This window comes from Ruminococcus sp. D54t1_190329_F1 (genome assembly GCF_015551645.1).
Lineage (GTDB): Bacteria > Bacillota > Clostridia > Lachnospirales > Lachnospiraceae > Blautia_A > Blautia_A faecis.
Window position 1 is genome coordinate 17,746 of the sequence record NZ_JADNDC010000035.1, and the last position, 23,691, is coordinate 41,436.

Consider the following 23,691-nt stretch of genomic DNA (forward strand, 5'->3'; position numbering starts at 1 on the left):
AAACTTAAGGAAAAGAGCAACGATTGAATCCCCATAGCTATCGGCTAAAGGGACGCGACTTTGTTCACCAAGGTAAAATCGAAATTGATGTAAACGAAAGGGCAGTTTTTATCAGAACTCAAGGCTGCTTTTTCGTTTACACCAACTCCGATTGTTTCCTTAACAGATTGTCGGCTCATTTTTTAATTCCATGATTCTGTGTTTAGTTATGATATAGCATGAATTAAGAAATATACAAATCGAAAATCAACAAATTTTTCAAACAGTCTCATTGCATAGGAATGACAAACAGATTATTCTTAAAGCAGGAGGTGGCAGAAATGGCAAACGAAGATAAAAAAGATTTTAATGCTATGTTGCACGATAACAAGGATATGCCAAAATTTCAAATCATTACAGACCAGAAAAGCATTGAAAAATATGGTGGAAGTAAAATGTATTTTGCTCCGCCAATTGACTATGACAGAGTAATGAAAAAAGTCCCTTATGGTAAAGTGATTACTGTTGGGACAATACGAGAATACTTTGCGGAGTTGAGTGGTGCAGATTTTACAGAACCGATTACAGCAGGAATTTTTGTTTCTATTGTAGCATGGGCTAGTTATCAGCGTTCCGAAGATGAAACGCCTTATTGGAGAACATTAAAAGCGAACGGAGAACTGAATGCTAAATATCCAAATGGTATTGAGGCACAAAAAGAAAAATTAGAATCAGAGGGACACACTATTATTCAAAAAGGGCGAAAAAATATACGGTACTATGTAAAGGACTATGAAACTTTTCTCTTTGATTTGAAATAGGTAAGTTTTTCCTTTCATGTTCATAGGTGTTAAAGTACCTGTATAGAAAAACAGAGAAAATAAGAAGCAAATCACTTCTTATTCTCTCTGCTGTTCAAGATACCGTTAATCGTACCTTGAATGATTTTTAATTCGTTATCACTCAATAAATCAAGTAACGAATCTATCTGACGGCGGGCTGTATTTTTTTCAACATTCTTCGCTGGATAGAAATACTCGTCAACAGATATATTGAACATGGTAACTAAATCATGGAATAACTGAAAGCTAGGGTGTTTCCCGATATTTTCAATATCTGCGATATGACGTTCTCCGTAAAAGACTTTATCGCCTAAATCATTTCTGGAAAGCCCTGCTTTCTCTCTGGCTTCTCTAATTGCCAGTCCTAAAGGACGAAAATCAAAGCTGTGCGTATCTTTCTTTTTTCTCATTTTTAATCACCTAGCATGAGTTTATACTTCATGTTATGTGATTAGAATGTGTTAAAAACTCATATTATATGTACTATAAATTCGATAAAAATATTACCTCGTTCGGTAAATAAAAAAACCGTTCTGTGGGTAATCTCTTTTATAATGTCCAAAAATATAGGGACGGTTTTGGTATAACCAGAGCTGTCCTTTTTCTATTTTCACAGGCTTGCTCTGGTCAAGGAGCAATTTGTGATTCTAAGTAAAACAGGCAGTCTATACCGACAACCGAATGTATTCCGTCTTTTTCTTAGTACATCATCAGTCCTTGAACATGAATTAAAAACTCATATATCAGATGTTTTAAAAACGGTCTATTTGTTATTGGTGCAAATAGGCTGTTTTCATATTTACAAAAAATTTTTTCAATCCTGCAACAAATCACACCTTGCCGTACAGATATGGTGCGGAAAGAGGGATACATACTTTTCACTTCATAGCGAAAGGGGGTGTGATTTTGAAACCATCAGACTTCCAAAAGACAATACAGTGTCAGTTTGACTGTAAGCTCAAAAAGGTTGTGAAAGGCATTGTCCGTAACTACCGCAAGGAATTAGCCAGACGACAGGCAAAGGAAGTATCCTTTTGTGAGCTTCCAGAGATTGTTGTTGAGAAATTGATTGTATGGGACGATTACGAAAGTGAATATACAACATTCGATGTGTGCGGTACAGAAATCCGTGTACTTGATGAAGAACTTGCAGAAGCACTGAAACAGTTGCCGGAGCAGAGTCGGAACATTGTATTGATGTTTTTCTTCTTGGATATGAGCGATTCGGAGATAGGCGAAAAGCTGAACATCAACCGAAGCACATCATACAGGCACAGAAGAAATTCACTTGAAGAAATCAGAAAGCAGTTAAAGGAGAAGAAAACAAATGAAGAATAAGCAACACACACTTCCATCATTTTTTCTCATATCATCAGCCGTGGACGGTAATGAAAACGCCATAGAAAAGCTGTTGTTATTCTATGAAGCCTACATATCAAAATGCTGTTTACGCCCGTTTTACGATGAATACGGCAACGTATACATTGTGGTTGATATGGAATTAAAGGGACGTATCAGAGAAGCCCTTTTGAAAATGATATGTGAATTTGAAATAGACGAACATTAAGTAATATTTGAGCGGAGCATGATTTAACAGACTCCCCTCTTTCCTGTTCCGCTTTTTCTTATCATTCTGTATCAGTCCATTTGCAAAAATGAATTGATACAGGCTGACAAGAGCCTAACAGTTCTTTGACAAGTGAATAAAGCAGTCAGATACGTTTGTGCTTGCAGTGAGCCATCAGAGGTTGTACGCCGTGACTTTTCCAATCGGAAGATAGCGATTCATGCAATGATCTGGGAGCGACCGTTGGAAAAGTCGTTCTGCCATGACCTGCAACACAGGATAATGATACACCCGTATGACACGGTTCAGCCCACAGGAATGGGAATGGTTGAGATACCAGCGGAGCTTGCCGAAGCCGTCTGATTGCTTGTAAAACTATCTAACAACGATTTTGCAAGAAAAAATCATCTTAATAGAGCTTTTTTACTCATCATTTGATATACTGATAGACAAGATATTGAGATTTCCTTATCTGGTCTATGGAAAGGAGGATTATGATTACCGTAACAAAAAAAGACCTCATAGCACTAGGTTATGGGACTTCTTTCTCGGCAGACATCATAAGAAAAGCAAAAAAACTTATGATTGAAAAAGGGCATACTTATTACCAATCCCGTAAATTGGACAGAGTACCCAAAGAAGCCGTGGAAGAATTATTAGGGATTACATTATCAGACACAAACGATTGATTGTACTTCTTGCATATCATGTAAGGAGTGAAATCATGGCAAAAGACCCTATTAAGAAAGCAGATAACGGAACTTATTATTTCAGAGCTAATTTAGGCTACAATCCCATTACCGGAAAACAGATACAGAAATACCGAAGTGGATTCAGAACGAAAAAAGAAGCAAAGGAAGAATATTCAAAACTGGTGTTAGCTTCTACCGAAGAATTAACAACAAAAAAAGATGGCGTTTCTTTTCAGCAATTTATAGAAGAAACCTACCTGCCATGGTATAAAACACAGGTAAAAGAAAGCACTTATCTTAATCGTGCTACTACCATCAAGAAACATTTTTCCTATTTCTACAAAATGGAAACAGACGAAATCGAACCTATCCATGTTCAAAACTGGCAGTTGAAACTTGCAAAAGATTTTAGCCCTAATTACATTCGTATCGTACAGGGAATGCTTTCTATCGCATTCGACAGAGCTATTGTTCTTGGAATTGCGAAGAAAAATCCTTCTCGTATGATAGGCAATATCAAAAGCAAGAAAACCAAAGTTGATTTCTGGACATTAGAAGAATTTCAAAAGGTTATTTCCTTACTCTGTAAGAAAGACTATTATGAACATTATCTGTTTATATCGTTCTGGTTATTATTTATGACTGGTATGCGAATTGGCGAAGCGTCAGCATTACATTGGTCAGACATAGATTTTGAAACAGGCTTGCTTAGCATTACCAAAACATTATATTACCGAACAATGATGGACTATAAATTCGTTGAGCCGAAAACACAGGCAAGTATCCGTACTATTTATATTGATTCAGATACACTCAATGAGCTAAAGGCTTGGCAAAGTGTTCAACAACAGGTTCTTCCCGATTGTCCACTTGTACTAAGTTATAACGGAACTCCAACCAGTAAAACAACGCTTCCCAGAGCTTTGGAAAAGTTGTCAAATTTAGCAGGTGTTCATCGTATTAAAATTCATGCCTTGCGACATTCACACGCTTCATTGCTTATCAGCATGGGCGAAAATCCTTTACTTATCAAGGAACGTTTAGGACATGAAAAAATACAGACAACACTCGGCACTTATGGTCATCTGTATCCAAATACGAATCTTGAAGTTGCTAAAAAACTGACTGGAATATTACAAGTACAATCTGCTACTGAAAGCATTGCTAATTATACCAGCAATCAACATACAGCAATCTATCACAGAACAGTTGAAGAAAAATAATGCAATGAAAATGCAATCCTATAAAGGAAAAGCTGTAAAACCCTTGTAAACAAAGGCTTTACAGCTTAGCTCCAACTATTCAAACTCGGCAAGTCCGATGATGGTTTTAAACATATTTGTTTAGTTTTTATTTCTTTTCTGCCGTTATTTTATCTCTGTTACATATATTATTTTGGCTCGCTGATTTTCTGTTGCCAATTTGTTGCCATTTCATTATAACTACGTTAAGATTACTTCGCAATCATTATTTTGATAATATGCTTCAAGCCATGCCTTTTTCGCATCTAATGCATTTACTGCTGCACTCTCTATGCTCTCGCCCAGGTAATACAGCCTGGCAGATCTGATAAAAACCACAAATCCACCTTCATCCTTATCTTCTGCAAGTTCCATACCATTTATTTTTTAATTATATTGATATTTCCGTTCTCTTTTACGAAAAGCATCTTCTCCACCTTCCATAATTTCGCAAATTCCCTCTCTAATAAGCTTTTCCTCAATGCAGCCTGCCTTTTTCCCTTTTCTGAAAGTAACTTTTCCCTGATTATTACGTTCTAAAACAATAATCCCCTCTGCGTCACCCAATACCGGAATATTGGGATTATGCGTAACGATAATAATTTGACGTTTACTTTTCATCTTTCTTATAGATTTTACAACAAGCGAATAGATAAGACTATTATCAAGGTCATCTTCTGGCTGATCAATAATCAATGGATTCTCACCACTATTTAATATGAAGGCAAGAATCGCTGCACTCTTTTGTCCTGGCGATCCTTCATTAATATCAATTTCACCATTTTCATCAATAATTTTAATTTGCAATTTGTCCTCTGGAAGAACTTTTATCATTGAACTCAATGTGTCATTATTATATTTATCTGTCCAAAGCTTAGCAAATCTTGTATCTGTAGAACAATTCAAAAACTTTTCAACATTTCCAGAATCTGTAATCAACATGAACTTCAAAAATGCTCTATACTGTTCCCAGCTATTATCTTTAGATAGTACTTTATCAGCCAAATTTTGAAAATCATTATCAAATGTTCCTTCTTTTCCAAATTCCTTCTGTAAATTTGCCTTCCATCGTGCCAAATGACCTAATGGAATAACTTTAATTGATATGTTTTCCAACTTCAAGTTATCAATTACAGCCTGTCTTTTTTTTGATAGTTCAATCCGCTTATCAATAAAATTGTCTATACTCTCTTCAATTTTCTTTTCGATATTACCTTGTTCATTTTGTAATGACATCAAATCGTCATACCTTTTTTTATTTTTTTGTAATTGATCCTGAATTGCATTAATATCTTCTCCACCAGTATTTTTCACTTCATCTAACGCATTTAAATATTTTCTATGGATTTCCTCACGTTTTTCATAAGTAGTGGATATTTCATATTCTCTCTTCAACGTTTCAACAGATTCCTTTTTATGATTTAAAATTTCAATGAGACTTTGATTGATGCTTTTTAACTTTTCAATTACTTCGAGTTCAATTGCATTTTCTACAGATATATCAAGTGCTTCCATCTGATTATCCAATCCTCTATTCTGTTCCTCGAAGCTAGCAACAGCTACAGTTACAGCGTTCAATTCTGAAGCAAACGATTTTTCCACATTTTTTATCTTATTGTCTATATTTTCAAAATCTTTTCTCGATTCTTCTATTCCACTTGCTTTAAATTTTTTTAAGATAGTATCTGCCTTTTCAATTTCCGCTTTTATTGTAGGCAATTCCTTAATTTTCTTTCTATTGCTCTTGAATTCATCTGAATATTTTTGCATATTTAATATTGCACTATCAATTTCATCAGAATATGAATACATATCAGCCGATACTTTATCATCAATCATCTTTACTAATGGACTCATTGTTTGATTTGCAATATTATCATCTTCATCTATTAAATTAAAGATTTCTTTTTGTCCATAAAAATCTATCTTAAATTCTGGAGGATTCTCAACACTACCATTATTATCTTCAACATCCGTTACAATTTGTTTTCCTTTTCTTGAGGCTTTTATCACATATGGTTTATTGCTACCAAAATTAAAATATGTTGAAATTTTTGCATCTTTTGTTAATGTTTTTTCCAACAATCTACATTTCGAAAGATCATGTTCATTACATACGCCATAGTTTATTGCATCAACAATAGTAGATTTTCCTGTTCCTCTCCCTCCTACAATACAATTTAAATTAGGCGAAAATCTCATATTCATTTTTGTCATATGAGAGATTCCTTCAAACGCAATGCCACTTATGTAATTATAAGTAGTTTCATTAGGATCAAACTGCACACCTATTTTTTGAAGTGATAACCAATTAATGCATCTATGTTCCGGATCAATAAATACTTGGCGAAGTCCTTCAAAAGATAATGTTGAAAGCTTAATCCATGTAAACATTTTCCCGAACCCTTCGATTGAATGCTGTGCTTCATCTCTATTCGACGGATTATCTGATCCTGTTATTAATACTGCTTTATTAATAGCCTTATTTTTTAATTTGTTATTATATTCCCTAACATCCTCTTCATTTCTTACTTCAACAGCCGAAAACAAAAGAAACTCTTGATATTTTTTTATGGCATTTTCTGCACTTTTTCCAAGCCCTTTATTAGATGCAAAATGAGCAGGAATTACAAATATTTTTTCCCTTAATTCCGTACATAATGTTTTTAACCTATCTTCAGATACGTTAATCGTTGTGTCAGCCCAGTCTTTTCTTAATAATCCCAAATTGCTAACAACTGCATCTTCAATTTCTGTTACGGACATCTTATCATCAAAAATAATGAGAAAATGTGTAAAATCCGAAGATACACAAAGTTCAATTCCATAAAATACCTTAAAATTTTCGTCCTCGAACTCCGATTTCACCTCCTCTATTTTACTAATCCATCCAACAGAATTATGATCACTTACTACAACTGCATTAATGCCCGATTCTTTAGCCGATTTTAACCATTCTTTTGGTGTCACTTTCTTATCTGGAAAACATTTACTTTCCGGTGTATGCGTATGAAAATCTATCTTATACCACTTTGCTAAAGCCATATGCTCGCTCCTTCTCACTTGTGTTAATCCATCGTTAATCCGTCATTGTTCATTTAGTTCCCCATCAATCCATCATTACAATTTCTCAAATACTTTTAATCTCTTTACAATTTCTTCCGGTTCTGGTAACATTTCCTTCATCTCTTCAGGCAATGTATTTCTCAACTGATATGTAGCTACACCAATTGGCATATTAATATTTTTCAAAGCATACTCTACATATGTCTTGTCCTTGCTTTTGCATATAATAATTCCAATAGATGGATTTTCATCCGGTAACTTTATCTGTTCATCCAACGCTGTCAAATATAATTGCATTTTTCCTGCATATTCTGCCTCAAACTCTCCTATTTTTAGTTCTATGGCAACTAAACTTCTCAAACGTCTATGAAACAATAAAAGATCTATATATAAATCTCTATTCCCCGCCATTAAGTGATATTGATTTCCTATAAAAGTAAAATCTCCACCCATCTCGATCAAAAAATCCCTGATATTATTGACCAATTGCAATTCCAGTTCATGCTCCGAATATTCTGGAGATAATTCCGCAAAATCAAAAGTATATTCGTCTTTTACAGCCAATTTCGCCTGTATTCTTCTATCCTCTGGAATCGTTAAATCAAAATTCGTCTGGTTTAGCAAATACTTTTCATAAGTCCTTGCCTCAACAAAATTTGTCAAAACCCGTTTTGTCCAACCATAACGCTTTGCCATCTGTATATAAAATTCTCGTTCTAAATCGTCTTTGCATTTCTCCATAATAATAATATTATTGCTCCAGCTAATTTCTCGCACCATTGGTGCGAGTTTTTCTGAATGACGATATGTTAAATAGAAGTTCCGCATTCTCCACAAATTTGCTGCTGAATATCCCTTTGCTCCAGGGAATTCTTTTTGTAATTCTCTTGATAAAACCTGAACAATAGATTTCCCCCATCCTTTTTCTTGCTGCTGTTTATAAATCTCTTCTCCAATTTCCCAGTAAAGATTGATAGTTTCTGCATTTATTACTTTTAACACATGATATTGTTTTTTATGTATTAATTGTTTTAATTCCTCAACTAATGGTTCATACCCTCGAATTTCATTCTTTTCCATATTCTGGTCTCCATTTCTCGCACCAATGGTGCGAGATTTCAATTATTTTCAATGCCATTCATTTATCTTAAATCTAATAACACTATAAACCGTATTTCTCTTTATTTTCAGAAAACACAGTATATTATTCAATACATTATTTTTCTTGGTTATTTTGATATTCCGATAAATATTGCTTTAAAGCTCTCTCTATAGCAACTGTTTTCGTTTGTCCCATTCTTTCACAATATTTTTCTAATGATTCTATTATTTCGCGTTCAATATACAAATTTATATGTCGTCCATCTTTTTTTTCTCGTGCCATTTTGATATTTCCTCCTACAATACTATTATTTCAGATAAGGTTAAGATCTTTTGAGCGATACTTCTCTTTATTTCTTCAATTTGTTCATATTTATCTGCCAATTCTTTTTGTTTTTGAAAATCATATTTTCCATCCTCAGAAACCGGAATAGGTATAGTATCTGTCATTCTTTTTATTGCTATAGGTTTTAGTGATGTGTATTCATTCTTACCCATATCACCTTCCCTTCCTTTTTTCCGTTTTCTAAAAATAGGTTCTAACACATATTTTATATATCTCAAATCAATATCTACACATTTATCTGTTGGTAACAAAATGCCTCTATGGCACGTTATACTGAACTTCTCATTATGATACATAATATAACCAGCCAATCCATCAATACACCATGTTAAATATTCTCCTGAGTATTCAGCAATATTTACTCTAGCATATTCACTAGTAGTTGTACCTGAGTACAGTGGTATTTCTCCTTTATTTCTTGACACCCATGTTTTTGTAAAGTCAGCATTTCCGCCTTTAGGATAAAATAAATCAGTAACTAACGGATGAGCCCATTTTATATTCTTATCCTCTGGCAGGATAACAGACATATTCTGTAATTTCATTCTCTTTTGCAAAAGAACATTTCTCTGTTCCTCTATAACTGAATATTTTTCTGCTAACTCTTTCTGCAGATTTAAATTAAAAGTTCCGTCTTTATTAACAGGAATTTCAACTTTAGTATTTAATATATCTGCTTTTGGCAAGTTTCCTAATCCATATCCTTTAGCAATATTGGTAAATATTGGTTCTACTACTTTCTGCAAATATCTTATATCAATTCCATCATGTGGAATTAGCCCCGTAGCATGTTTTCCTATTGTATATTTATTATCATTAACTAAATATGTACATCCTGCCGCTCCATCATTAATTACAACCAAGCATGGTTTTTCATTATTATAAAAATTAATATATGCAAATGGCTTGTTTATTGTTGCTGCATAAACTGGATATTCTCCCACATTATTTTTGGCCTTTATTTTCGTAATGGTTTTATCACTATTAGCCACATCACATATTTCATAAATGTAAAAAGATTGTTTTCTTACTTCAGGCATTCTATAGCCTCCTGATAATTTTTTATATCATCAATTAATTCTGATATATATCCGTGAAATTCTTCTAATGACATAATTGTATCTTTCTTTTTAATACCTAATTCTATTTTTTCTTCATCCGACCAAAACAGTTCAATATTCCAATTCTCCTCGATTCCAAATTTATCTACCGGAATTAATTTTGCTCTTGGATTATCATTTACCGCAGATATTGCAATTTTATTTTCTTTATTTCCACGATACAAATTATATAAATCAACCGCATCATGAAGATCATTTTCATCAATATCAAATCTATAAGTATCCATAGTTTCGCCTATTGTACTACAAAGATATGTATAAACCGGATATGACTGTATCTTATTCATTTCTTCTTCCGTACGTTTATGGATTGTAAGAATAAATGTCTTTTTGGGAGTATTGAAGAATGTCCCCACCGGTAATGAAATAATACTATCTATATAGCAATTTTCTATTATCAATTGTTTTAACTTATTATTTCCTATGTTAGTAAAGATACCATCTGGCAATATAATATTCGCTATTCCACCTTTCTTTATGGACTTAACAATCCATTCTGTAAAAAGAGCCTCTATTCCTCTTCCTCCAGATGTATATGCTTTAGTCTCTGTTCCATATATTTTAACCGACTTGCTCGCCTCACTAATCGCAGCACTCTGATAATATGGTGGATTAGCAAGTATTAAATCATATTTGTCTAAATATAAATTTTCTAAAGTTCCTAAAGTAGTATGACTGGAAGTAATCACTTTATTTAACAGTTGTTCTGATAATTCTTGTATTTTTTCAATAGAATCACAATTATTTTTAAACAAGTCCGAATAATAGATTAACATGTTTGATTTCGCAAGTATTGTTGTTAAATCGTATGTGTTATCTTCCATTTTCTTTTCCATACCTACTAATTCAATTTTGGCTTTTAACTTTCCATTTTCAAAATAAAATGGTGAAGAAATTTTCGATGCTGCTTCAAGCAAAAATTTACCAACTCCGCATGCCGGATCACATATACTCATTCCTTCCTTTACATCAACCATGCGAACCATCTCTTGCACTACTTTTAGCGGTGTAAAAAACTGCCCCATTCCATCTTTATCCGTACTATTTTTCATAAAAGTTTCGAAAAGCTTTGATTTGAAATCTTTATTTATATATAAGAACTTTCCATGTTCATCTTCATATTCTTTAAAACAATCGAGTAGCTTACCAAAACAATCCGCCGAACTTTCATGTATTACAGGATTACCGATATCATCTGTCTCTGTATGAAAAATTCTTCCATTTATTATTGTTGTTCCATCTTCTGGATTATATGGAAAAAGCTCTAATAATTTTTTTCTTACTGTAGTCAGATATTGAATAAATGCATCTTTTGAACTCTGTTCTGCATAAACAGAATATATCCCTTCAAATGAATAAATCCCCCTTAAAACGCTTATATCTGATAAAAATTTAAAAGTAAAAAATTCTACAAATGTATATAGCGAATTTTTAGCTGAAGATAATGACATATTCTGCAAGATACGTGCTACTTTTTGTGCCAAAGGCGTTGGATCAATATACTCCTTTGGCATTATTTTATTGTTTGAATCATTTATACAATAGCATACATCATCTATAAACTCAGCAAGTTCCTTATTCTGCTCAGGTGACAAGTTCTTTGGATTAATCTTTCGTGTTATTGGTTTATCATTTTCATCCGTAATACGAGCACCTGTAATAGGATTAATCCATATAAAAGTTTCCCCATCCGACAACATATATATTTTTGCCTTTACCTGTCTTGCAACTCCTAATTCTTGGTATTTTGCTAATCGCTGAAGCTTTTCCGTCTTTAATTTATCTGGTTCTTTCATCTCTATAAAAACTACAATCTGTTTATCTTTATTAAGAATTAATACATCTGGCCTATTTGCTTTTATTTTGTCGCATTCTTTAATTGTAAGACCTGTGACTTCTTTATTTTTTACTAAATCTTTAATTGTAGTTGCTCCTAAACTTCTACAAATATATTTATCAAGTTGTACCGGTATTGAATATAATCCCTCTTGAATAGTTTGCTCTGACATATACATTCTCCAATCTTTTTTTTATATCATACTATATATATCTTCAATAATAAAGATATATCTTTATTATTCGCAATCCTATTTTTAACATTCAATTTTTTTCAATATCATCTCCTCCGCACAAGCCCGGATATTATTCATTCTCCCAACCCATTCCATCGGATCCTGCATCTTCAATTCTTCTGTCACGCCCTGCTGTTCTTTCATCTGCTCCACCAGCCTATCCATCATCTGATGACACTCCTCGTCAATCTGGTGCAAATGCTCATTCAGTTTCCCGTCAAGTACCAGCTCCAGATACAGCCCTTTCCGATGCTCCTTTAAATACGTCTTTCGTAACATTCCATACTTTCCAATCGGATACTCCGTATCCTCCGGAAGGTACAGGTCTGGATAATACAGACCATCCTCTCCCAAAGTATAGCTGATGCCATTTTCTCCCATAATGTGTTTCTCCATGATTTTGTCCTCCTATCTTGCCCCTCGATCCTTGCTCTGATTTTGGGTACGTTGTGTGTTTTTCTGTTCCTGTTCTATTTTCTTTCTGTTTGCTGCCAGCTTTGCCCTGACACCATGCGGCTGCGGCTCTGGCTCTTTTCCAGTTTCTTGTTGCCATTGTGCGATTGCCTTCTGATACTGATTGTACTCGGACTTTGCTGTTTTGAAGTCTTTCAGAAATTCCTGTACACTTCTATAGCCTACTTTCTGTACAATCTTCGGAAGATAATCTTTCATATTCCGGATCTGGCTTGTCAGATCATCGATTTCTTCCTGCAATTCTTTTTTCTTTCTTCCTTTAAACCAGCCTTTGATCTCAGACAATTCTTTTTTCTTAGTAGCACGCTGTTTCTCTTTCTTGTAAATTGCATTATTCTGCTGCTCCAGTTCATTGTTGATCTTAAAAAATCTCGGATATTTTGATGCTAGCCTTGTCATTTCCGGCTGCTTTGGCTCTGGCTGTCTTTCCACTGGCTCTTTTATTTCTACTTCTGTTCGTTCTGTTTCTGGCATTACGGACTCCATATCAGAAGCATCTGTTTTCTGTAATTGCTCTTTCTGCTCCAATGATTCCTTATACTTTTTCACAAGTACAGTTTCTATCATCAGTTCCAATGTCTCAATCGCCATTGCGACAACTTTTGCAAATAAGTTTGGTTTTCTTCCTTTCCGGGAAATTGCACTCTTGATCGGCTCCGAAATTCTTTTTTGTTTCACTTCCATAATCTGCGGCTCTTGAATGCCGCTAATCAGTGCCATATCCACCGCCCGATTCCATTCCTGGCGTTTCCGATTATCCGCTTCGATTTCCAGTGCTTTGGGATTACGCTTCCCGATTTTCTTTGTTGCAAGATAAACGCTGCCACGTTGAAATACCTGCAACTTCTGGTTTTCATCTTTCACATAAAGATTAATCAGTTCAGTATAGGAACGCTTCACTTCATCAAGGAAGGAATTGCTTTTAAACCGTTCATCTTTAACTGTAAACAACTTCTTCTCATAAATCTCGCCCTTCTTTACGATGTGGCAGCCTTCCCGGATTTCTCCATCTTCTCCTAATATTTCTTTCTTGGTTCGGACATGTTTTCCATTTTCATCATAAAACATATTTCTGTTGGCAGTCTTAATGATTGGTTCATCCAGTAGTTTCCGTTCTGCAAATATCAAATGAATGTGATAATTGGTCTTTCTTTTATTGTGGTGCAAAGCAGCAATACACTCTGTTCCATAATTCTGTTTAAAATGATTTGTAAAAAGCTGTAGCAATCTATCCGGCTGATATTCTGCGAAACTCTCTGGCAAAGCAATAATCAATTCTCTTGCCTCAATGCATTTTCCTTCTGTCCCGCTTTTTACAAATTCTTCCTGATTACATTTTGCAAGTTCCCGCCAGAATTTCCGTTCTGTAGTTTCATAAACTGCATAGAGATTTTCCTGTTTTGCATGACTGGATATATAAGTGATTCTGCCTTTTACATTGCTTAGTTTTGTCATTTGAATAAATGAATTTCTTCCGATAGGCACTCCCTCCTTGTCTTCGGCAAAATAAATTCCGCCATTTCATTTGTGAGTGGATGAATCGGCATCCGTTTACGAACTAACTGCCGTTTCCGGCTATATTAGCTCCCGGCAGGGCGAAATACACAGAGCATAAACGAAGTTTGTGCGATGGGTGTATTTCGCTCTCAAACGCCGAGGGCTTTGTGAGATGCTTCTTACATCTACCACAACTTGGCTTTTTCCTTTCATTTTGGGCGTATCCGCCCTCTTTTTTCTGCCCGTATCCGGGCTTATTTTTTATCACTAACAACCAAGCGGCTATTTCTCTTTCTGTCTGCTTTATTCCTGTATCCTTGCCCGTACATACTCCAGATCTCCACAATATGGTGTTCCAACCAAATACCATTCTCTCGCCAGATTCATTTCCATTCGTGTCTTTACCCACTGATTATCAACTAGAACTTCCAGACATTCTCCGCAGTGAAATCCTGGATCAATCCATAAGTCTGAGGACAATAATCCATATCTTTTGTTATAACTGTTGTAACCTAATCTTCCTTCTCTCATGGTGTCATTCTCCCTTCATTTATCATTTCCGCAGGGACGCCCTGAATCAGGGCCCCCTTTTGAAAAGTTTTTTCTTCGCCAATCAACTACCGGCTACACCTTACAAACCTTCTCTTTGTCTGCTATTTACAGGTGCGTGGCACGCTCCTGTCATAAGGTCATCAAGCAGAATCTTTACCAACGAAAGTTCTCATGCATTCCACACTTATCCAAATACTCTTGTCTTGCCTTTTCCCGTTCTTCCTCGGTTGGTGCTGTTTTGAATGTTGTATATAACTGACGTCTTACCATACTGTCTAATTTTTCCATCAATGCTTTTTCTATCTCCGGTTGATATTCCTCATTCCCGGCAAGATGATACTGGAACAATGCCAGTAATAAATCTTTTGGTATCTGCACCTGTAATTTTCTTTCCATGTTTCTCCTTTCCGTGACGGTCGTGACGATAGTGACGATATTTTCACTACTGACACGCTATATAAAATACCGTCACAACCGTCACATATCGTCACACTTGGTTTCCAACAAAGGCTAATCTGATCTTTCTTCCATCATGTCCTCGTTCCGCTTTATACTGGATTCCATATTCCAGAATCAATCGTTCAAGGCTGACATTTAATTTTCGTGATAATGCGTTCGGCTGCATTTCCACCTGCAATACTTCCACAAGCTCTGTTGCTGTTCCTGCCCACTCTGGCGTAGTTTCTGTTACAAGCTCTTTGATTTTTTCCAACACTGGATCTTCTGGTTCTTTCCAAAGTTCTGTCTCTGTCTTGATAAGTTCCCAGACACATCTCTCCCGGTTAAAGTTCAACCATAGTTTCTGATCCTGCTGGTCACGTCCTGCCACTTCCAGAACTGCCTTATTATCTGTCCGTTTTTCTTTCTGCATGACGAACGCTCCATCCGCAGCTCCAAGCAATCCATTTGTGCCAGAAATCATATCAAAACTATCTGAAGATTCCATTTTCCTTGTATGATGCACAACCAGAAAACAGATACCATATTTATCGCTGAATGCTTTCAGCTTCGTTACAATTTCGTAATCGCTGGCATAACTGAATTTATCTCCACCGACCTCTCGAACCTTCTGAAGAGTATCAATGATAATCAATCTTGCGTCTTTATGCTCTGTTACAAACGTTACAAGCTGTTTTTCCAGTCCGTCATTGAGCGATTTTGATTTTGTAGCGAAATAAAAATTCTCACTGCCTTCCATTCCAAACATCTGTGATAACCGCTTTTGCAACCTTGCATAATCATCTTCCAATGCCAGATACAGAACCGTTCCCTGTCTGACTGAAAAGCCCCACAATGGAAGTCCTTTACTGATGTGATACCCGATCTGTGCCATAAAGAATGATTTTCCAATTTTCGGCGAACCAACAAACAGATAAGTTCCGTTATACAGAAGTCCATCTACAATCGGCAATTTTGGTGGATATGCAGTATCGTATAATTCCATCATAGAAACTGTTTCCAGATCATCTAGATTCTTTTTATTTGCTGATTTTGCTGTATTTTCCGCATTATTTGTGGCTTGCAGATTGCCCTTACCGGGCAAATCTGCTATACTTTGGTTGGTTAATTTATTACTTGATGACTGTTCCACATCTGCGCCAACAGATGCAATCGGAGCAGTCATTTTTTCTTTTGCTGTCATTCATTTTCCCCTTTCAATCCATACAATGTCTCTGCGACCAATCTCAGGGTACTCAGCAACTCTTCGTTTTCCTCACTGCATTTTTCCAGATGTTTCAATTCTTCATAAATCTCTGCCATCTGATTTCGCAATGCTTTATACACTCTTGGATTTCCCTGTACCACAATTTCCCGATCAGTTAATCGTTTTGTGATATAGTCCTGCTTGCTAAGTCCTGACAATCGGACACATGCATCAATCTGCTCTGCTTCTTCCGGTGATACCCGGAATGCTACGATTTTGTTTCTCCATCTTCCTTTACTGTCCAGATTTTTCTCCATTTAATTTTTCCATCCTTTCAATATCCAACTGTTCTGCCATCTGTGTCTGCTCACTTGGAAACAGATGCGCATATCGGTAAGTGATATCAATGCTCTCATGTCCCATTCGGTCTGCGATTGCCAATACCGTAAATCCCATATTGATCAATAACGATACATGGGAATGTCTCAAATCATGCACACGGATTCGCTTCACCCCAGACACTTTTGATCCTCTGTTCATTTCATGATGCAGATAAGATTTGGAAATTGTGAAAATTCTTTCATCTTCCTTCAGACCGTAAAGCATTTCCATATAATCCTGCATCTCATCACATATAAATTGTGGCATCTTGATAAATCTGTTACTTTTAAATGTCTTTGGTGGGGTAATCACATCTTCCCGGTTTAATCTTTGATATGATTTGTTAATTCGCAGTGTATGCGTTGTAAAGTCAAAATCCGCTGGTGTCAGGGCAAGCAACTCTCCTTCACGGATACCACACCAGTAAAGCATTTCAAAAGCGTAGTAAGAAACTGGTTTATCCATCATCACATCTGCAAATTTCAAATACTCTTCTTTCGTCCAGAACAACATTTCCTTATATTCCTCTATTGCTATATTTCCAGCTTTCTGTGCCGGATTAGAAGGCAAATGATAAAAATCAACTGCATGATTGAAAATGGCACTTAACTGGCTGTGGATTTTCCGCAGATATGAAGCAGAATACCCTTTTCCATTCGCTCTCTTAAATGCAAGCAAATGATTCTGCCATGCAATCACATCTTTTGGTTCAATTTCTGCAATCTTTCTCTCCCCAAAGTATGGAAGAATTTTTGTTCTGGCAATATTATTCTTAGTTCCCCATGTGTTATCCCGGATTCGTTCCTTTTTATCTTCTACATAGATTTCATAAAAACTTGCGAAAGTCATATCCAGTTTTGCATCATGCTTTAACATTTGTTCGTGTTCCCACATCTGCGCTTCTCGCTTCGTAGGAAATCCTCGTTTTGAAGTCTGTTTCGTTTTCCCTGTCCAGTCGGTATACCGATAAACCACTCGCCACTTCCCAGTGACATTATCTTTGTAAATACTCATACAAATTCTCCTCTCTCTTACACTTCGCTGTAACATACTTTTTTGCGGAAATAATTGGTGTTTACTCTGCCAGCTACCGTAAGATAACCCAGCTTCTGTAATTCATCATTTAATTGTTTGACAATCTTATAAGCATAAGACTTGGAAACTCCCAGTTCCGCTGCAACTTCTTCTACTGTCATAAAAGTTCTGTTCGTCACATCGCATCTCCCCTCTCTATCTTAACGCAATTTGTTTAAGTCGTTACATTTGCATGATACTAAACATTTTAATTTAAGTCAAGCAGTTTTATAAGAATATTAAATTTTTTTGTTTAAGTTCTTCTTGCTATCTAAAATTGCTCATGCTATACTGAACCTAAACAGAATTGTTTTATTTTCTTCACAATTAATTATGGCAACACGAATGACCACTATAAGGAGGCAAACAAAAATGGCAATCGGACAACGTATCAAATTTTTTCGCAACCGCAAAGGCATGACACAAAAGCAACTCGGAGAGCAACTGGGATTCAAAGGAAAAACCTCAGATGTCCGCATGGCTCAGTATGAATCTGAAGCCAGAGTTCCTAAAATCGATCTTGTAAAACAAATGTCTCAGATCTTCGATGTCAATACTCATGCTTTAACAGTTCCAGATATTGATACTCACATAGGTCTGATGCATACACTATTTGCACTGGAAGATATGTATGGTCTGAAAGTAAGAAATGTAGATGGGCAGCCTCATATCTGCCTTGACTCTTCCATATCTGCTCCCGGCTCATCTGTTGATGAAATGCTTCGTTCATGGATGGAACAGGCTGACAAATTGGAAAACGGTGAAATCAGCAAGGAAGAATATGATGAATGGAGATATAAGTACCCGGAACTGGATACTTACCAGAAACGTGCCAAGGTACCATCTCAGGAACTAAGTGATTACCTCGTAAAAGAATTGACTAAAAAAGAAAAATAAGAGAAAAGAAAAACCTTACCGATATTCAGTTTTTTACTTCTGAAAATCAGTAAGGTTTCTTTATATACGTTATGAAATAAAATTTTTATCTCTTGAATAATCACAAAATGTTGCCATTTTGTTGCCAATCACTAAACAAATTTGTTTGTAACCCGCATGAATACTGGTTTCTCGTGATTGTGTGGATTATTCAAACTCAATCGTTCCCGGTGGCTTACTGGTCAGATCGTAGAATACGCGGTTAACTCCCTTAACTTCATTAATAACACGATTCATAACCCTGTTCAGTACTTCATACGGAATCTCTGCGGACTCTGCTGTCATAAAGTCAATCGACTTCACTGCTCGCAGTGCCACTGCATAATCGTATGTTCTGAAATCGCCCATAACGCCTACGCTTCGCATATTGGTAAGAGCTGCAAAGTACTGGTTCGGCATCCAGGATGGTTCTTTGCCATTCTCAACTTTATAAGCTTCTGCTGCCTTATCAATTTCTTCACGGTAAATGAAATCAGCATCCTGCACAATGCGAACTTTCTCTTCAGTAACTTCGCCGATAATACGGATTCCAAGTCCCGGTCCCGGAAATGGCTGACGGAATACCAGCTTCTCTGGAATTCCAAGCTCCAGTCCTGCTTTGCGGACTTCATCTTTGAAGAGGTCACGAAGCGGCTCAATAATCTCCTTGAAGTCTACGAAATCAGGAAGTCCGCCTACATTGTGATGAGACTTGATCACTGCGGACTCTCCGCCAAGACCACTCTCTACCACATCTGGATAGATGGTTCCCTGTGCAAGAAAATCAACAGCACCGATCTTCTTAGCCTCTTCTTCAAAGATACGGATAAATTCCTCACCAATGATCTTACGCTTCGCTTCCGGCTCAGTAACTCCCGCAAGTTTATCATAATATCTCTGCTGTGCATTCACACGGATAAAATTCAGGTCAAACTGTCCATTAGGACCAAATACACCCTCAACCTCATCGCCCTCGTCTTTACGAAGAAGGCCATGATCTACAAACACACATGTCAGCTGCTTGCCAATAGCTCTGGAAAGAAGTCCTGCTGCTACAGAAGAATCAACACCGCCAGACAGTGCCAGAAGGACTTTGCCGTCGCCCACTTTCTCACGGATTTCTTTAATTGTATGCTCAACAAATGCATCCATCTTCCAGTCTCCGGCACATTCGCATACACCAAGTACGAAATTGGATAACATCTTCTTTCCTTCTACTGTATGGAGAACTTCCGGATGAAACTGGATCGCATACAGTTTCTTCTCCGCATTCTCGGCTGTAGCCACTGGACAGTCTGCTGTATGTGCAGAAATCTCAAATCCTGGTGCTGCTTGGGAGATATAGTCTGTATGACTCATCCAGACAATTGTTTTCTCTGATACTCCTTCAAAAATTCTGGAGTCTTTTTTGTCAACCAGTAGCTCTGTTTTGCCGTATTCACTTACATCTGCTTTCTCAACTTTACCGCCGAGAACATGCATCATAAGCTGTGCACCATAGCAAAGCCCAAGCACCGGAATACCAAGTTCGAATAATTCTTTCTGGTAAGTCGGTGAATCAGCTTCGTAACAACTGTTCGGTCCACCGGTAAGAATGATTCCCTTTGGATTCATGGCTTTGATCTTCTCAAGATCGGTCTTGTAAGAATAGATTTCACAATATACATTACATTCTCTGACACGTCTTGCAACCAGCTGATTGTACTGACCACCAAAATCAATTACAATAACTAATTCTTTCTTCAAGGTTTTCCTCCTGTTTTTCCCTATAAATTCTCATTGGAATCGTTACTGTTCACGCTGGAAAATCTCCGGTAAACAATAACCTTGAATCTTCTTTCCATTATAAATGAGTATTACAACTTTTACAACGACTAATTTTCTTAGCTGAATAAAATTTTCAATATATCGCAGATAGATTTTATCACCATGAAGTTGAGTTTGAATGCACAGCTTTTTCATACTGTATATTCCTAAGCCGGTCACTTCAGGTGCATTCCAGTTTATAAGTTCTTTAGATTTTCCTCATATATTTTTCAATTTATCCTCACAGATTCATCACAAATTCCGCGTATATTAATAAACAAATAAAGCGAAAGCTTTTTTACATAGATTATAAATATACTTTTTCTTTTTCATACTTGCCGGGCCAAAAGGTCCGGCCCTCCTTCTTTTTAGGAGGATTTTCAGAAGTTGCTTATGTCGGAGAAGTCGAATTTGATTTTAGATTTAACATAAAAAATCCCGGTCTTTAGAAAAGAACTGTCTTGATATTTCTTTTCTGACCGGGATTTTTATAATTCAGGTTCACTCTTCTTTTAACGAAAAAACACTGAGCCACAATAAAGTGTAGCCCAGTGTTTTTTCTTATAACTCATCAAGCCCATAATCTTCAAATTGGAGAGTTTCTTTATCCAATTTTAAAGCTGATCCGGTTTCTCAACTGTATAAACACTCTGATCCTGGATTGCCGTTGCTCCAGACATATCTGCTGTGTCGCTGTAGGAACCAGTTGTAATGGTGTACTCGCTGTCGCCAGTTACAGTCCAGGTGGAATCTGCGCTTACATAAACGTTGCAGTATCCCTCTCCGCCTTCGCCTGCATAACTCTCATCATCTACAACTGCACCTGTCAGGCTGCTGCCATCTGTGAGATAAAAATCCAGATCACTGATAGAATCCCAGATCACATTTCCTTGCATATCCTGACTAATACCGGTAAAGTGGCAGTCAGCTCCGTTTGCTCCAGACTGTCCCCATCCTCTCTGGTTGGTATTACCTGTACACTGCAGGAAAAACTCATTCTCATCGTTATAGTTAATATCTACATTATTTAAAGTAATTGTACTCTCTGTATTGGTTGTATAGAATACACCGCCGTTCTCAGAAGTCAGGCTGCCTCCATCCATTTGAAAAGTACTGTTGCCGACCTCAGAATCACCAGACATGCTCTGGTAAAGGATTACAGTCCAGGTATTATCATTCTGATCCAGATCACTCATATTTCCTGTCAAGTCACAATCATAAAGGTGAATAGAATTCAGACCTTCAATACAAATAGCCTCAGAACCATTTGCTGTCAGAGTTGCATTGCTTACCGCAATATCAGCTGTGCTGTAAATAGCCGGGGAACCAACGCCGTTGGAAACATAATTTCCACCATCGATCACCATTGTTCCGCCGCCTCTGTCACTTCGGATTGCAGCAGAAGACTCACCGTTCGTTTCTACATCCAAGTCCCATCCGTAAAGAGTACCACCACCAGCTACATGAACACCACCAGAGGTATCCTGAGTCGTTTTCACAATTGTACCAGAAGCATATACAGTTCCATCACCATATGCAAAAAGCCCTGCTCCACCTGCTGCATCTGTAGTCACGCTGCCATCTTTCACATAAGCAGTACCATCTGTTGCCAGAACAGCAGCTCCTACACCATAGAAGCTGGAATTGTCTCCGCCCTGGCTGTCTGCAGAAGTTCTTGTAATGGTATCATTATCACGTTTGCTCCGGAAGAAATCAATGCTGCATTCTCGTCAGTTCCTGTTGACTCAATTGGCTCATTTGATACAGTTGTATCTTCTATATACTCATTTACCGCAGTATAACTGTCCACACCCTGAGACTGGCCATCAGGACCTCCCTGTCCTGAAGCGCCTTGTCCATCACCGCCAGGCTGGCCCTGACCGCCCATTTCCATGGACATTACAGTAATGGAAGCAGCATTTCCATCCTCATCTAAAGTGATAGAAACGATATCGCCCTCTTGAATGTCAGAAAGTGAAATCTCCTCAGCCTCTGCGGACTGTCCGTTACCGTCTGGTTTTTCCGGCTCTTCTCCGTCCTGGCTATCTGTATTCTCACTTTCCTGGTTATCGTCAGCTGCGTCCTGACTGTCACTTGCTCCATCAGAAGAATCAGAATTCTGTCCATCACCTTCCGGCTTCTCTGACGCACCGCCATTCTGTCCATCTCCGCCAGGCTGCATACCGCTTGCCTGCTTTGTGATCACTGTATCCGCAGTAATTGTAATCGTCTGCTCCTCGCCAGTCAGATCCAACATAGAAGGCGCCTCACCGCCCTGGCCATTTCCATCCGGTGCTCCGCCATTCTGTCCATCTCCACCAGGCTGACCCATCTCTTTCATAGTCCCAACTGCAATGGTAATCTCCGAATCAGAAACCGACTTAACCTCACCAAGTACCATATTCTCCTGACTCTCGTCACTACTCTCACCCGAAGCATCTGCCTCACCACTTTCATCATTCGCCGCATCCGCAGCCGTCTCCGTCTTACTATCCTCCGCATAAACCATAGCCGGAACAGAAGTTGTTGCTACCATAATTCCCATTAAAACTGCTAAATATCTACGTTTCATACCCATTCATTTCCTTTCTGTATTCATTCAACCCTTCCAAAGTCCTCATTCTCTCCATCCGGATCATTTTGTTTTGTGTTCCTTATGGCTAATAATATACAGACCAAGTGTGTGCAATTAATGGGAAAACTGTGTTCATTCCATGGTCAACCTGGTAAGAAACTGTGAACTCCACCAAAAGAATATGCCGCAACAACCAAATTCAGTCGAAATATACTCCACTCAAAGAATACACATAACAGAAATGATTTTTGACAGAACTCAAGAAGAAAGCTGACTAAAAATATACAAAAGAATAGAATATAGTAAACACGAAAATCTCCCCAAAAGGAATCAGCCAACGTTTCCTACCAGTACACAACGCTAAGCAAACGTAATTACCATCCGCCTCTCTTCCCAGGCGCTGCGTCACTTCCTCCCCTCCTTCAACTACTCCCACCTGCAGCCGCCGTCCTGTTTTCCCCTTCGCCAGTACACAGTGAGAGGAAGGTGGTGTCGGCTGGGGGCTTTGCCAAAATGGGCGTTTGACGAGTATAGCGTCCCTAAGAATTGCACTGTCTGAGCCCTGCAAGGGCGAGTTTGCAATTCTTAGGGACAATAGGCGACGCAGTCAAACGCCCATTTTGGCATCGCTCCTAGCCGACACCACCTTCCTCTCACGTACCTTAATGGTAGAGTAGGCGGATGAAATTTTCATCCGCCCCTCATCAAACCGTGCATGAGGTTCTCCCTCACACGGCTTTCCGAC

24 protein-coding genes are annotated in these 23,691 nt (G+C 37.4%); 6 read left to right on the forward strand and 18 right to left on the reverse strand.

All coding sequences use genetic code 11. From position 1 onward, the window contains the following. Positions 1-320: 320 nt before the first annotated feature. Entirely contained in the window at positions 321-800 is a 480-nt protein-coding gene (locus I2D69_RS15150) for an MGMT family protein (RefSeq protein ID WP_055158669.1), read from the forward strand. A gap of 71 nt (positions 801-871) precedes the next feature. Here I2D69_RS15150 and I2D69_RS15155 read toward each other — a convergent pair whose 3' ends face one another. Continuing rightward, positions 872-1,231 (reverse strand): helix-turn-helix transcriptional regulator, encoded by a 360-nt coding sequence (locus tag I2D69_RS15155; protein WP_195380176.1) that lies wholly within the window; start codon positions 1,229-1,231, stop codon positions 872-874. A 496-nt stretch (positions 1,232-1,727) separates the two neighbouring features. On the opposite strand from I2D69_RS15155, the gene I2D69_RS15160 reads away from it, so the two are divergent. From I2D69_RS15160 to I2D69_RS15175, 4 genes are all read left to right on the forward strand, one after another. Further along, positions 1,728-2,159 carry a sigma-70 family RNA polymerase sigma factor gene (locus I2D69_RS15160; protein ID WP_044925118.1) on the forward strand — a complete coding sequence of 144 codons (432 nt, stop codon included), beginning with the start codon at positions 1,728-1,730 and terminating at the stop codon, positions 2,157-2,159. Further along, entirely contained in the window at positions 2,149-2,388 is a 240-nt protein-coding gene (locus I2D69_RS15165) for a helix-turn-helix domain-containing protein (protein ID WP_005423216.1), read from the forward strand. The genes I2D69_RS15160 and I2D69_RS15165 overlap by 11 nt, the downstream gene beginning before the upstream one ends. A gap of 494 nt (positions 2,389-2,882) precedes the next feature. After that, positions 2,883-3,077 carry a DUF3173 domain-containing protein gene (locus I2D69_RS15170; RefSeq protein WP_009265203.1) on the forward strand — a complete coding sequence of 65 codons (195 nt, stop codon included), beginning with the start codon at positions 2,883-2,885 and terminating at the stop codon, positions 3,075-3,077. Between the two features lie 35 nt (positions 3,078-3,112). Beyond that, positions 3,113-4,303: a site-specific integrase gene (locus I2D69_RS15175; RefSeq protein ID WP_187566416.1), complete on the forward strand. Its 1,191-nt coding sequence runs from the start codon at positions 3,113-3,115 to the stop codon at positions 4,301-4,303. A 219-nt stretch (positions 4,304-4,522) separates the two neighbouring features. Here the strand turns inward: I2D69_RS15175 and I2D69_RS15180 are convergent, their stop codons facing one another. The 14 genes from I2D69_RS15180 to I2D69_RS15245 form a co-directional block, all read right to left on the reverse strand. Further along, complete coding sequence (locus tag I2D69_RS15180; RefSeq protein WP_022250143.1) at positions 4,523-4,696, reverse strand: hypothetical protein; 174 nt, start codon at positions 4,694-4,696, stop codon at positions 4,523-4,525. Positions 4,697-4,708: 12 nt separating this feature from the next. Further along, complete coding sequence (locus tag I2D69_RS15185) at positions 4,709-7,366, reverse strand: TrlF family AAA-like ATPase (RefSeq protein ID WP_129900150.1); 2,658 nt, start codon at positions 7,364-7,366, stop codon at positions 4,709-4,711. A 75-nt stretch (positions 7,367-7,441) separates the two neighbouring features. Next, complete coding sequence (locus I2D69_RS15190; protein WP_022250145.1) at positions 7,442-8,467, reverse strand: PDDEXK nuclease domain-containing protein; 1,026 nt, start codon at positions 8,465-8,467, stop codon at positions 7,442-7,444. Positions 8,468-8,603: 136 nt separating this feature from the next. After that, positions 8,604-8,771 carry a ribbon-helix-helix domain-containing protein gene (locus I2D69_RS15195; protein WP_022250146.1) on the reverse strand — a complete coding sequence of 56 codons (168 nt, stop codon included), beginning with the start codon at positions 8,769-8,771 and terminating at the stop codon, positions 8,604-8,606. Positions 8,772-8,785: 14 nt separating this feature from the next. Continuing rightward, a complete protein-coding gene (locus tag I2D69_RS15200) occupies positions 8,786-9,874 on the reverse strand; it encodes a restriction endonuclease subunit S (protein WP_022250147.1) in 1,089 nt (362 codons plus the stop codon). Continuing rightward, positions 9,862-11,964: an N-6 DNA methylase gene (locus I2D69_RS15205; RefSeq protein WP_129900151.1), complete on the reverse strand. Its 2,103-nt coding sequence runs from the start codon at positions 11,962-11,964 to the stop codon at positions 9,862-9,864. Before I2D69_RS15205 ends, I2D69_RS15200 begins: the two co-directional genes overlap by 13 nt. An 84-nt stretch (positions 11,965-12,048) precedes the next feature. After that, positions 12,049-12,423 (reverse strand): TnpV protein, encoded by a 375-nt coding sequence (locus tag I2D69_RS15210; protein ID WP_129900152.1) that lies wholly within the window; start codon positions 12,421-12,423, stop codon positions 12,049-12,051. Between the two features lie 12 nt (positions 12,424-12,435). Further along, positions 12,436-13,986 (reverse strand): MobA/MobL family protein, encoded by a 1,551-nt coding sequence (locus tag I2D69_RS15215; RefSeq protein ID WP_227199138.1) that lies wholly within the window; start codon positions 13,984-13,986, stop codon positions 12,436-12,438. Between the two features lie 315 nt (positions 13,987-14,301). Next, positions 14,302-14,529, reverse strand: coding sequence for a DUF5348 domain-containing protein (locus I2D69_RS15220; protein ID WP_129900153.1), 228 nt, complete (start codon positions 14,527-14,529; stop codon positions 14,302-14,304). A gap of 174 nt (positions 14,530-14,703) precedes the next feature. After that, positions 14,704-14,946: a hypothetical protein gene (locus I2D69_RS15225; RefSeq protein ID WP_055155751.1), complete on the reverse strand. Its 243-nt coding sequence runs from the start codon at positions 14,944-14,946 to the stop codon at positions 14,704-14,706. Between the two features lie 91 nt (positions 14,947-15,037). Then, the gene (locus I2D69_RS15230; RefSeq protein ID WP_129900154.1) at positions 15,038-16,192 is read right to left on the reverse strand and encodes an AAA family ATPase; all 1,155 of its coding nucleotides are present in this window, start codon (positions 16,190-16,192) and stop codon (positions 15,038-15,040) included. Continuing rightward, positions 16,189-16,512, reverse strand: coding sequence for a hypothetical protein (locus tag I2D69_RS15235; RefSeq protein ID WP_022250154.1), 324 nt, complete (start codon positions 16,510-16,512; stop codon positions 16,189-16,191). Before I2D69_RS15235 ends, I2D69_RS15230 begins: the two co-directional genes overlap by 4 nt. Further along, a complete protein-coding gene (locus tag I2D69_RS15240; protein ID WP_156723366.1) occupies positions 16,490-17,590 on the reverse strand; it encodes a site-specific integrase in 1,101 nt (366 codons plus the stop codon). The genes I2D69_RS15235 and I2D69_RS15240 overlap by 23 nt, the downstream gene beginning before the upstream one ends. A 17-nt stretch (positions 17,591-17,607) precedes the next feature. Continuing rightward, a complete protein-coding gene (locus I2D69_RS15245) occupies positions 17,608-17,790 on the reverse strand; it encodes a transcriptional regulator (protein WP_026650251.1) in 183 nt (60 codons plus the stop codon). Between the two features lie 232 nt (positions 17,791-18,022). On the opposite strand from I2D69_RS15245, the gene I2D69_RS15250 reads away from it, so the two are divergent. Continuing rightward, on the forward strand, positions 18,023-18,547 hold the full coding sequence (locus tag I2D69_RS15250) for a helix-turn-helix transcriptional regulator (protein ID WP_118576621.1): 525 nt from the start codon (positions 18,023-18,025) through the stop codon (positions 18,545-18,547). A 186-nt stretch (positions 18,548-18,733) separates the two neighbouring features. On the opposite strand, the gene guaA is transcribed toward I2D69_RS15250, so the two are convergent. The 3 genes from guaA to I2D69_RS15265 all read right to left on the reverse strand — a co-directional run bounded on the left by guaA (position 18,734) and on the right by I2D69_RS15265 (position 22,943). After that, a complete protein-coding gene (guaA, locus tag I2D69_RS15255) occupies positions 18,734-20,311 on the reverse strand; it encodes a glutamine-hydrolyzing GMP synthase (RefSeq protein ID WP_195380177.1) in 1,578 nt (525 codons plus the stop codon). A 674-nt stretch (positions 20,312-20,985) separates the two neighbouring features. Beyond that, the gene (locus I2D69_RS15260) at positions 20,986-21,960 is read right to left on the reverse strand and encodes a hypothetical protein (RefSeq protein ID WP_195380178.1); all 975 of its coding nucleotides are present in this window, start codon (positions 21,958-21,960) and stop codon (positions 20,986-20,988) included. Between the two features lie 35 nt (positions 21,961-21,995). After that, a complete protein-coding gene (locus tag I2D69_RS15265) occupies positions 21,996-22,943 on the reverse strand; it encodes a hypothetical protein (RefSeq protein ID WP_195380179.1) in 948 nt (315 codons plus the stop codon). Positions 22,944-23,691 lie beyond the last annotated feature (748 nt).

Coding starts and splice junctions, on each gene's coding strand:
- I2D69_RS15150 (WP_055158669.1), top strand. CDS start 321: ATGGCAAACGAAGATAAAAAAGATTTTAATGCTATGTTGCACGATAAC.
- I2D69_RS15155 (WP_195380176.1), bottom strand. CDS start 1,231: ATGAGAAAAAAGAAAGATACGCACAGCTTTGATTTTCGTCCTTTAGGA.
- I2D69_RS15165 (WP_005423216.1), top strand. CDS start 2,149: ATGAAGAATAAGCAACACACACTTCCATCATTTTTTCTCATATCATCA.
- I2D69_RS15170 (WP_009265203.1), top strand. CDS start 2,883: ATGATTACCGTAACAAAAAAAGACCTCATAGCACTAGGTTATGGGACT.
- I2D69_RS15175 (WP_187566416.1), top strand. CDS start 3,113: ATGGCAAAAGACCCTATTAAGAAAGCAGATAACGGAACTTATTATTTC.
- I2D69_RS15180 (WP_022250143.1), bottom strand. CDS start 4,696: ATGGAACTTGCAGAAGATAAGGATGAAGGTGGATTTGTGGTTTTTATC.
- I2D69_RS15185 (WP_129900150.1), bottom strand. CDS start 7,366: ATGGCTTTAGCAAAGTGGTATAAGATAGATTTTCATACGCATACACCG.
- I2D69_RS15190 (WP_022250145.1), bottom strand. CDS start 8,467: ATGGAAAAGAATGAAATTCGAGGGTATGAACCATTAGTTGAGGAATTA.
- I2D69_RS15195 (WP_022250146.1), bottom strand. CDS start 8,771: ATGGCACGAGAAAAAAAAGATGGACGACATATAAATTTGTATATTGAA.
- I2D69_RS15200 (WP_022250147.1), bottom strand. CDS start 9,874: ATGCCTGAAGTAAGAAAACAATCTTTTTACATTTATGAAATATGTGAT.
- I2D69_RS15205 (WP_129900151.1), bottom strand. CDS start 11,964: ATGTCAGAGCAAACTATTCAAGAGGGATTATATTCAATACCGGTACAA.
- I2D69_RS15210 (WP_129900152.1), bottom strand. CDS start 12,423: ATGGAGAAACACATTATGGGAGAAAATGGCATCAGCTATACTTTGGGA.
- I2D69_RS15220 (WP_129900153.1), bottom strand. CDS start 14,529: ATGAGAGAAGGAAGATTAGGTTACAACAGTTATAACAAAAGATATGGA.
- I2D69_RS15225 (WP_055155751.1), bottom strand. CDS start 14,946: ATGGAAAGAAAATTACAGGTGCAGATACCAAAAGATTTATTACTGGCA.
- I2D69_RS15230 (WP_129900154.1), bottom strand. CDS start 16,192: ATGACAGCAAAAGAAAAAATGACTGCTCCGATTGCATCTGTTGGCGCA.
- I2D69_RS15235 (WP_022250154.1), bottom strand. CDS start 16,512: ATGGAGAAAAATCTGGACAGTAAAGGAAGATGGAGAAACAAAATCGTA.
- I2D69_RS15240 (WP_156723366.1), bottom strand. CDS start 17,590: ATGAGTATTTACAAAGATAATGTCACTGGGAAGTGGCGAGTGGTTTAT.
- I2D69_RS15250 (WP_118576621.1), top strand. CDS start 18,023: ATGGCAATCGGACAACGTATCAAATTTTTTCGCAACCGCAAAGGCATG.
- I2D69_RS15265 (WP_195380179.1), bottom strand. CDS start 22,943: ATGAAACGTAGATATTTAGCAGTTTTAATGGGAATTATGGTAGCAACA.